This window comes from Pseudanabaena biceps PCC 7429 (assembly GCF_000332215.1).
Lineage (GTDB): Bacteria > Cyanobacteriota > Cyanobacteriia > Pseudanabaenales > Pseudanabaenaceae > Pseudanabaena > Pseudanabaena biceps.
The window spans coordinates 1-9,328 of record NZ_ALWB01000212.1 but is presented as its reverse complement, the minus strand read 5'-3'; the positions used below and the strand labels follow the sequence as shown (position 1 = coordinate 9,328).

The 9,328-nt window shown below is 42.4% G+C and carries 10 protein-coding genes and 1 pseudogene; 8 read left to right on the top strand and 3 right to left on the bottom strand.

Translation table 11 applies throughout. The features are described 5' to 3' along the window. On the bottom strand, positions 1–93 hold a 93-nt coding region (locus PSE7429_RS28240), incomplete at its 3' end, for an IS1/IS1595 family N-terminal zinc-binding domain-containing protein (RefSeq protein ID WP_422394345.1). Positions 94–157: 64 nt separating this feature from the next. Between PSE7429_RS28240 and PSE7429_RS18570 the strand changes: the two are divergent. From PSE7429_RS18570 to PSE7429_RS18540, 7 genes and pseudogenes are all read left to right on the top strand, one after another. Beyond that, positions 158–547, top strand: a pseudogene (locus tag PSE7429_RS18570) (Uma2 family endonuclease); the annotation flags it as partial. Between the two features lie 95 nt (positions 548–642). Continuing rightward, positions 643–1,242: a Crp/Fnr family transcriptional regulator gene (locus PSE7429_RS18565; protein ID WP_009628862.1), complete on the top strand. Its 600-nt coding sequence runs from the start codon at positions 643–645 to the stop codon at positions 1,240–1,242. A 110-nt stretch (positions 1,243–1,352) separates the two neighbouring features. Next, positions 1,353–1,919: an aspartyl/asparaginyl beta-hydroxylase domain-containing protein gene (locus tag PSE7429_RS18560; RefSeq protein WP_009628861.1), complete on the top strand. Its 567-nt coding sequence runs from the start codon at positions 1,353–1,355 to the stop codon at positions 1,917–1,919. A 14-nt stretch (positions 1,920–1,933) separates the two neighbouring features. Further along, on the top strand, positions 1,934–2,605 hold the full coding sequence (locus PSE7429_RS18555; protein ID WP_009628860.1) for a ceramidase domain-containing protein: 672 nt from the start codon (positions 1,934–1,936) through the stop codon (positions 2,603–2,605). 91 nt (positions 2,606–2,696) lie between these two features. Next, positions 2,697–3,101: a hypothetical protein gene (locus PSE7429_RS18550; RefSeq protein ID WP_009628859.1), complete on the top strand. Its 405-nt coding sequence runs from the start codon at positions 2,697–2,699 to the stop codon at positions 3,099–3,101. 140 nt (positions 3,102–3,241) lie between these two features. Continuing rightward, positions 3,242–4,474, top strand: coding sequence for an LL-diaminopimelate aminotransferase (locus PSE7429_RS18545; RefSeq protein WP_009628858.1), 1,233 nt, complete (start codon positions 3,242–3,244; stop codon positions 4,472–4,474). A 102-nt stretch (positions 4,475–4,576) separates the two neighbouring features. Continuing rightward, complete coding sequence (locus PSE7429_RS18540; protein WP_009628857.1) at positions 4,577–5,242, top strand: Uma2 family endonuclease; 666 nt, start codon at positions 4,577–4,579, stop codon at positions 5,240–5,242. 153 nt (positions 5,243–5,395) lie between these two features. On the opposite strand, the gene mtnA is transcribed toward PSE7429_RS18540, so the two are convergent. Beyond that, positions 5,396–6,484: an S-methyl-5-thioribose-1-phosphate isomerase gene (mtnA, locus tag PSE7429_RS18535; RefSeq protein WP_009628856.1), complete on the bottom strand. Its 1,089-nt coding sequence runs from the start codon at positions 6,482–6,484 to the stop codon at positions 5,396–5,398. A 275-nt stretch (positions 6,485–6,759) separates the two neighbouring features. Here mtnA and PSE7429_RS18530 point away from each other — a divergent pair, with 275 nt between their 5' ends. Next, positions 6,760–7,740 (top strand): glycoside hydrolase family protein, encoded by a 981-nt coding sequence (locus PSE7429_RS18530; protein ID WP_009628855.1) that lies wholly within the window; start codon positions 6,760–6,762, stop codon positions 7,738–7,740. Positions 7,741–7,823: 83 nt separating this feature from the next. Here the strand turns inward: PSE7429_RS18530 and PSE7429_RS18525 are convergent, their stop codons facing one another. Further along, positions 7,824–8,972 (bottom strand): cysteine desulfurase family protein, encoded by a 1,149-nt coding sequence (locus PSE7429_RS18525; protein WP_040689494.1) that lies wholly within the window; start codon positions 8,970–8,972, stop codon positions 7,824–7,826. Between the last annotated feature and the right edge of the window lie 356 nt (positions 8,973–9,328).

Sequence of the window (9,328 nt, the reverse complement as noted above, 5' to 3'; positions counted from 1 at the left end):
ATTTTGTTTGCCATGCCGAGTACTACCGTTTTTAACCACTGATACGGACTGGCAGGATGGACATGATGGACTTGATGGACTTGACTCTGACATTGCTTTAATCTGTAACAACCATCTAGATATTTTCCCTCATCCTTTCCTTTTTAGGACTACCTGGATTTGGAATAATCGCTTTAAGCTTGGCAAGGTGTTTGATTCATCGACTTGTTTTAAGTTGCCTAATAATGCTAATCGATCGCCTGATGTATCGTGGATTAGTTTGGAGCGATGGAATGCGTTAACCGATTCTCAAAGAGAAAAGTTTCCACCGATTACGCCTGATTTTGTTTTGGAGTTGATGTCGCCAACGGATACGCGCAAAGAGACTCAAGCGAAAATGCAGGAATATATTGAAAATGGCGCAAGGTTAGGTTGGTTGCTAGATCGCAGGAAAAATATTGTCGAGATTTATCGCCCAAATCAAGCAGTGGAAGTTCTCAATAATCCTGATGTGTTATATGGTGAGGATATATTGCCTGAGTTTAGTTTAGACTTGCGATCGCTGTAGATTGCAAATGTCAATATCTAGGCGATCTCTCCTCCATATAATGAGCATTAGCTAAATGTACCGATTGTAACCATATAGAGAGTAATAGTGCTGTAATGTATAGTGAACTCTTCAATACACTTGATAAATTTGTTCTCTTAAACTCTAAACATAAAGAGGAACTTAGTAATCTGCTCCAACTGCAAGAATTTTCAAAAGATACTGTTCTTTTAGAATTGGGTGAAGTTGCTAACTGTTTAAGTGTTTTAGTCGAGGGATCTGTAAGAGCGATTTACCATAAGGATGGGAAAGAAATTACTTCTTGGTTTGGATTTGATGGGGATTTCATTAGTTCATTTTATAGCTTTGTTTCAAGAAAAGCCAGTCCAGAAAGTATCATAACAACCTCAGACTGCAAAATGTTTTCTATTAGTTACGAAGATTTACAATTTCTGTATGAAAAGGATTCAATTTGGAATAAATTAGGTCGTATAGTAACTGAACAATATTATATTGAATACCGAGAACGTATACTATCCCTGCAATCAATGCCTGCTGCGGAAAGGTACGATGATCTGCTCAGTAAGCATCCAGACATTTTGGATAAGGTAAAACTCGGACATCTCTCTTCTTATTTAGGGATAACTCAAGAAACTCTCAGCCGACTTCGCGCTTCTAGAGAGAATCGTCAGCGCATATACAACAAGATGCTATAGATCAATTTTTGTAAAAGTCAAATTTGATTTAAGTCAAAAAAAGTCTCCTTTTTCATCTTTGGATGTAAATTTAATCTGAAAGCTTTAGATGAATCAGGAGAAAGCAAGAAATGTTCCTTAACCCTAATACTTTTCAATTTACTGAAAGCCTGACGCAATATTGGCAAGCAATTCGCGATGAGTATCTCGCATTACCTCAAGACATTTTCGATCCTTGGGTACAACGCGATATGTATGGAGATGGCTGGAGTGTGTTTGGGCTTTTTGCTTTAAGCAAACGCATTGAAGTTGCTTGCGATCGCTGTCCACAAACAGCAAGGATTTTGGAAAAAATCCCAAACTTAACTCTAGCAGGATTTTCTCGCCTAGCTCCACATACTCATATTAAGCCCCATACAGGCTGGGCAATAAATGAATTTCGGCTTCATCTCGGTTTGGTAGTTCCTTCAAAATGTAGATTACGAGTGGGACAGGATACTCAACCTTGGCAAGAAGGACATTGCTTAATTTTTGAGGATACAACAGAACATGAAGCATGGAACGATTCGGATTCATTACGTACAGTTTTGCTGCTAGATTTTCGCAAACCTAATTTAGACAAAGCTTCCGAAGGAATTTCAGAAGATGCCCTGACCTATGCAAAACAATTGCTTGAACAATCCCCAAAACCTACATAGAGAGAATAACACAAATGAATGACTACATCGATCTTTACTGTGAACGTACTCTTGTCGGACTTTGGAGTGAACCACTAAATGCAGTATCTAATTTGGCTTTTCTCATAGCGTCATGGGCTATTTGGAGATTGGCTCAACGACAGCCCAAAATACCTACGGGGATTTGGCTATTAATCGCTTTAGCAGCTTCTATTGGTATTGGTAGTTTTCTATTTCACACATTTGCGACAAGATGGGCAAGCTTCCTAGACACACTCCCGATCCTTCTATTTCAGCTTTGTTTTATCTGGCTGTATAGTCGAAAGATAATTAGAATGAAGTATAGATATTCAGGAGCATTGCTCGGAGGATTCTTCTTTGCTAGCAACTTCAGTAAACAATTTACAGATATTCTTAACGGATCTCTTTCCTATGCACCAGCATTTTTAGTCTTACTAGGCTTTGCAGTATATCACTATCGACAGCAAAAGCGCGAGCCTTTTATTCTGTTAATTGCGTTAGGATGCTTTCTGTTAGCCCTTTTGTTCCGTACTCTAGATCAAGCTATTTGCCCTTATTTTTCGATTGGTACGCATTTCCTTTGGCATCTTTCCAATGGTACTTTGCTATATTTGTCAGCAAGGGCATTAATCTTAAACTGGTCAATAAGGGCTAAATCAGGACAAGAATCTGAGACATCATTCTGATAAGGATGGTTAATTTTTGGCGATTTGAGATTGGGATAATGTGCTAAACAAATTAACGGCTTTATGATAGCTTCTTCTGAAGAGGTACAAAATGATTGGATTATTTGAGCTTTTGCAAAAAATTGAGAAGAACTCAGGAATGTATTTAGGTCGTCAATCCGTTAGCGATCTATTTATGTTTCTTGCTGGATATGAATTTGCCCGAAGTCAGATTAATGAAGAACTTACCCAAGAAGAAGAAGACTTTTATAACGAGTTTCAGCCTTGGCTACAGCAAAAACTAGGCGTAAGCTCCGTTACCTCATGGGCAAAACTAATCATGCTCTCCTATCACGATGAAAAGACAGGCTTTGAGATGTTTTTTAAATTCCTGAGAGAGTTTCAAGTACGTCATGCTGAAATTTTGGCTAATGCTCAAGAAGTACAACAAGCTTTTAAAAATGGCACAGCGAAGATAGGTTCTGTCGATGATTTGTTAGCAGACTTACTAGGATAAGAAAATACTGGAAATGGTGATTTTGCTGGTAGATATTGGCAGTCATGATGAAGTCTATTAGAGCTTTTGGTGACTTAAGTAACTTGATAAAGGCATAATATAAAACTATACAAAAATCAAAAAAGATTAACTCATCCATCATGGCTACCGTTAACGACAACTATCTCAAACTCAAGGCAGGCTACCTGTTTCCCGAAATTGCAAGACGGGTAAACGCCTTTATCGAGGCAAATCCTGACGCAAAAGTGATCCGTCTTGGCATTGGCGATGTCACCGAACCCTTGCCAGAGGCATGTCGTGATGCCATGATCAAAGCGGTTGAAGATATGGGCGATCGCAATTCATTTAAGGGCTATGGCCCCGAACAAGGCTACGCATGGTTGCGTGAAAAGATTGCCGCAAATGATTTTCAGGCGAGAGGCTGTGATATTGACGCTTCCGAGATTTTTATTTCCGATGGCTCTAAGTGCGACTGCGGCAACATTCTCGATATTTTTGGTGATGACAACATCATTGCCGTCACCGATCCTGTCTATCCCGTGTATGTCGATACCAACGTCATGGCAGGGCACACAGGCGACATCAATGAGAAAGGTGAATACGAAGGCTTAGTTTATTTGCCAGTAACTGCCGAAAATAATTTCACCGCCGAGATTCCCACCCAAAAAGTCGATCTGATTTATCTCTGCTTCCCCAACAATCCCACAGGCGCAACTGCCACTAAGGAACATTTGCAAGCATGGGTCGATTATGCGCGGGCAAATGGTTCGATTATCTTCTTTGATGCCGCCTACGAAGCATTTATCACCGATCCTAGCCTTCCTCACTCAATTTATGAAATTGAAGGCGCAAAGGAATGTGCGATCGAGTTCCGTTCTTTCTCGAAGAATGCAGGATTTACAGGTACTCGTTGCGCTTTAACTGTTGTGCCTAAGAATTTGATTGGCAAAGCAAAAGATGGTTCTAACGTAGAGCTATGGAAGCTCTGGAATCGTCGTCAATCTACGAAGTTTAATGGTGTTTCCTACATCGTCCAACGTGGTGCTGAAGCAGTCTATTCTGAAGAAGGAAAAGCGCAAACTAGAGCCTTGATTGACTTCTATATGGAAAATGCCAAAATTATCCGTGAGAAATTGACCGAAGCTGGTTTGGCGGTCTATGGCGGCGAGAATGCTCCCTATGTATGGGTGAAAACTCCCGCTGGGCTGACCAGTTGGGACTTCTTTGATAAGCTCTTGCAAAGCTGCAATGTAGTAGGAACCCCAGGTTCTGGCTTTGGTGCAGCAGGTGAAGGTTACTTCCGTATCTCAGCGTTCAACAGTCGCGATAACGTGAATGAAGCCATGCGCCGCATTCTCGACAAATTCAAATAGCAAGAATCTCTGTGCTTTGCACAGAGATTCTTGCTGTAGGGGAAGTTCATGAATTTCCCCTACGCTATAATTAGCTCTTAACGTTACGTCAGAGGTACGATCATGGTCATCGCTCAAGCTAAACCGATCGCAAAAAATATATCTCCAGAATCTGAATCTTCAGATGGCAAAGTTCGCATGACCCTAGAGGAATATCGGGCGATCGCCGAAACATCTGAGGAACGTTATGAATATTGCAATGGAGAAGTTATTACCATATCTGGAGCAACAGCGACTCATAGTACGATCTCAATCAATCTATTGAGTTATCTAGGATTTTTGCTTAGAGATACAGATTTTCAGTTATACAACAGTGCTTTACGAATATGGATTCCTGAGTATAACTGCGGTACTTACACCGATCTGATGGTTGTTAATGGCGAACCCGAATTTAATGGCGATTCCCAAGGGGATGCGTCCCGCCGCACTGATGAAATTCTAAATCCTCTATTGATTGTGGAAGTTCTATCTCCTTCGACCGAAGGCTACGATCGCGGCGATAAGTTTAGAAAATATCGCTCGATTCCTAGCTTCTGTGAATATTTGCTCGTTAGTCAATCAGAACCCTATGTGGAGCAATATCATCAGATCGATCGCCAAAATAACAACCAAAATAATCGCGATCGCTGGCAATTACAAATATGCGATCGCGTAGAGCAGACTATTCATTTACAGAGCTTGAACTTAGAACTGCCGATGTCAGAAATTTATCGGCGGGTTAAATTTTAAGCTTTACAGCGCTTTGCGCTCAAACCCAAACCAAGGAAATTCTTGAAAGCGTTGCAAAGCAACGCTTTCAAGAATTTCCTTGTGGTTCGTTTGGATCGATAATTGCTGTAAGCGATCGCCAAAACTATTCAAGATAGCTTTAGCATTTTAGGCTTAAGGAATGAGATCGAGAAACATTCCTGCGATCGCCGTTTCCGCAGCTTCGCAAATACCACGCTCCGTAATCAATCCCGTCACAAATTTAGCGGGAGTAACATCAAATCCATAGTTTAGCGCCGTGGTTTCCATAGGTGCGATGCGGACTTTGCCAATATTGCCATCATCCAATAGACCTTGCATATAGAGAACCTCGTCAGCACTACGGGTCTCAATGGCAATCTCCTTGACCCCATCCGAGATTTGCATATCAAAGGTGGAACTGGGTAAAGCGACGTAAAAAGGAACTTGATTGTCAAAGGCAGCCAGAGCCTTTAGGTAAGTGCCGATTTTGTTTGCCACATCGCCACTGCGGGTAACGCGATCGGTTCCTACGATACAGAGATCGACCTTTCCATATTGCATTAATAATCCACCCGTATTGTCAGCAATGAGGGTATGGGGAATATGCGACTGCCCTAGTTCCCATGCGGTCAAATTTGCCCCCTGATTGCGTGGACGGGTTTCATCGACCCATACGTGAATATTAATTCCCCGATCGCTTGCTTCGTAAATGGGAGCTAACGCACTACCGCGATCGACGATCGCTAACCATCCAGCATTGCAATGGGTGAGAATATTGACAGGTTCGCCATTAGGCTTAGTTTTGGCGATCGCCTCAATCAGTTCGCAGCCAAATCTACCAATATTGCGGGTTCCCATGACATCTTCATCGGCAATGGCGATCGCTTCTTTCAGAGCTACTTCTACTAGATCGCTATTGGCAGGAGCTTTGTCGAGGACAGAAATCAGGCGATCGACTGCCCACATCAAATTTACGGCTGTCGGACGAGCACCACGAATAACTGCCGCAAGAGGTTTAATCCGATCGAGATCGCCCTTACTTTCCCTAGCAGCTAAATACACCCCAAATGCAGCCACATTACCGATTACTCCTGCACCCCGCACGGTCATATCCTGAATGGCAAGGGCTGCATCGGCGCTAGTTTTGAGGGTTTTTGTCACGAATCGAAAGGGAAGTTGGGTTTGGTCGATGACGATGAGATCGCCAGCTTCTAACCAAAATGCTTTATAAGTAGAATTCATAGGTTCTCCTCGGATGTCCTCGGATAATATCGCCATCTCCTTTCATGATGCTCTAGAATGAACCTAAGAGCAAATTTTTTTCTCAGGATTTACTAAGGTAAAGATTGCCCAAAAGTTACAGTTCATAGCTATATTCACTTAAACCCCAATAGAGAGTTGCGGCGCTTCGCGCCGCAACTCTCTATTGGGTTTGATGTTTGTCCTAACATTACTAACTATAGCTATAAAAGCTACCAATCAATTCCCCATCATTTACAAAATTGTAAACAGGTTTTATGTTTCCATCAATGCGACATCCCTATCGATATGTGTGGGATTTCTGGTATTATTTCGATCCAAAAACTGCTTTATATCACTTGTTTTATCTCAATGCTGATGAGATTTTGGTACCATCGGTAAAGCATCATCATGCAGCCTGCGTAGGACATGCAGTTACTTCAGACTTCCTACGGATTGAATGGAGCGGGGAAAAAGAATTTGACATTTTAAAACCTCCAAAGCACCATTGGGCGAACACTTCCATTTGGAGTGGAGATATTATCAAAATCAAAAATGGATTTCTCTTATTTTATACTTCGAGAAATCGAGAATTAGATGATGGTATGACTCAAAACATTGGAGTTGCCTATACTGACAACATTTTAAGTAATCGCTGGCAACTTTCTTTGATGCAAGTTCCTCCTGGATATTGCTATCAGCTTAAAAATTCCCTCGGTGATCTATCGACCCATGCTTGGCGTGATCCATTCCTATTTCAAGATAATGGACAGATATATATGCTGTTATCCGCAAAGTCAACAAAAGAACCGATCGGACGTAATGGCGTAGTGGGATTGTTAAGACTGAAAGATAATAATCTGTCCAAAGGAGAATGGGAATATTTAGATCCGATCTTAAACCCCTGTTCCTATTCAGAAATGGAAGTACCACAACTGTATAAAGACTCCCAAGGTAAATATGAATTAGTCTTTTCGACTTGGGCAAAAAATGACTTTGCGGCTGCTACGAGGCAAGCTGGCGGTTTGCAGGGATTTACGAGCAGTAATTTTAGAAATTTTAGTGGTATCCCCCATGTATTATTGCCCGAAAAATACGGCTTGTATGCCTGTCGAGTAATTCCAGAACTAGATGGGGAAATTGTCGGATTTGATACTCAGGAGGGTGGTATTCGTCGTAGTGGGGTAAGGACGAACTTCAAGCATGTCGATCGCGATTTCTCCAAATATAGCTTTAACATAAACGAATTGGGAATATAGCTGTCACGCTTGAGTCGGTTTTATCCCCAAACAAGAGTGGCGGCGCGGAGCGCCGCCACTCTTGTTTGGGGTTTTGACTCGTCCTATTGAAGCGATCGCACTGATGCGAGCAAATGATCCGCCACTATTTCGATCTCCTCGAAAGTATTAAACCGACCAATGCCAAAGCGAATCGAAGCATAGGCTAATTCCTGAGAATGTCCTAGAGCCATCAAGACATGGGAGGGTGTAGTTTTTGCCGAAGTACATGCTGAACCAGAGGAAATGGCGACAATGGGTTGTAGGGCGAGCATTAAAGCCTGTCCGTTAACTCCCTTAACACTGATATTGAGATTGCCTGCCAGTCTTTGCTGGCGATGACCATTGAGGATGATGCGATCGCATTCACTTAACCTTTGCCATAAATGTTCGCGCAGAGATAGCGTCTTTTGATGCTCTTCCTCTTGGGAAGCGATCGCAATTTCCAGTGCCTTCGCAAAGCCGACAATCTGCGGTGTATAGAGAGTTCCCGAACGCATTCCGCGCTCATGTCCACCTCCATGTAACTGTGGGGCAATGGACACTCGCGGTTGACGACGACGCACGTATAATGCCCCAATCCCCTTGACTCCATAGATTTTATGGGCGGTGAGGGACAGCAGATCGATCTGCATAGCCTCTACATCTAGAGGGATTTTGCCGATCGCTTGAGCCGCATCGCTATGAAATAAGACTTGGTGGGATCTACAGATCTGACCGATCTGGGCGATCGGTTGCAGTACACCGATTTCATTATTAGCTGCCATCACCGAAACTAAAATCGTATCGGCACGGATCGCACGTTCGAGATCCTGTAGATCGATCAATCCGTCCGCGTTGACGGGTAAATAGGTAACCTCAAACCCAAGAGATTGTAAGTAGACACAGGGATCTAGTACAGCATTATGTTCCGTCTGAACGGTAATCAGATGTCGCCCCTTCAGGTGATAAGCCTCAGCCACGCCCTTAAGTGCGAGATTGTTGGCTTCGGTTGCGCCACTGGTAAAAATAATTTCTTCAGGGGTAGCATTAATGGTCTGAGCGATCGTCTCCCTTGCTAACTTAACGGCTGCTTCTGCCTCCCATCCATAAAAATGACCGACACTAGCAGGATTACCAAAGTTTTCGCGAAAATATGGCAACATAGCAGCTAATACCCGCTCATCAACGGGGGTAGTCGCATGACAGTCTAGGTAAATCGGTCTGTGCATTATCTTTGCATTACTAGGTGCATTACTAGGTACTATTTAGGTGCTATGGCTATATTCACTTAAGTCAGGACATCAAACCCAATAGAGAGTTGCGGCGCTTCGTGCCGCAACTCTCTATTGGGTTTGATGTCCTGACTTAACATTACTGACTATCCGCTACGCGGGCGGTATGCTCTCTGGTTTTAGTTTTTAACTATGCTTACTGGAGTTTAGACTAAAAAAGGAAAAAAAGGCAGAGTAAAAGAGATACAAACTGCCTAAAGTAGATGAAAAAGAAAAAGCACATCTACAGTCATGATTATTGATAAACTACAGAACTTTCGTCAACAGGCATATAATTTTAGGAAATGGAAGAGATG

What these genes read in the sequence shown, in the direction of transcription:
- PSE7429_RS18555 (WP_009628860.1), top strand. Translation starts at nt 1,934, where the DNA reads ATGAATGACTACATCGATCTTTACTGTGAACGTACTCTTGTCGGACTT.
- PSE7429_RS18560 (WP_009628861.1), top strand. Translation starts at nt 1,353, where the DNA reads ATGTTCCTTAACCCTAATACTTTTCAATTTACTGAAAGCCTGACGCAA.
- mtnA (WP_009628856.1), bottom strand. Translation starts at nt 6,484, where the DNA reads ATGAATTCTACTTATAAAGCATTTTGGTTAGAAGCTGGCGATCTCATC.
- PSE7429_RS18540 (WP_009628857.1), top strand. Translation starts at nt 4,577, where the DNA reads ATGGTCATCGCTCAAGCTAAACCGATCGCAAAAAATATATCTCCAGAA.
- PSE7429_RS18565 (WP_009628862.1), top strand. Translation starts at nt 643, where the DNA reads ATGTATAGTGAACTCTTCAATACACTTGATAAATTTGTTCTCTTAAAC.
- PSE7429_RS18545 (WP_009628858.1), top strand. Translation starts at nt 3,242, where the DNA reads ATGGCTACCGTTAACGACAACTATCTCAAACTCAAGGCAGGCTACCTG.
- PSE7429_RS18530 (WP_009628855.1), top strand. Translation starts at nt 6,760, where the DNA reads ATGTTTCCATCAATGCGACATCCCTATCGATATGTGTGGGATTTCTGG.
- PSE7429_RS18550 (WP_009628859.1), top strand. Translation starts at nt 2,697, where the DNA reads ATGATTGGATTATTTGAGCTTTTGCAAAAAATTGAGAAGAACTCAGGA.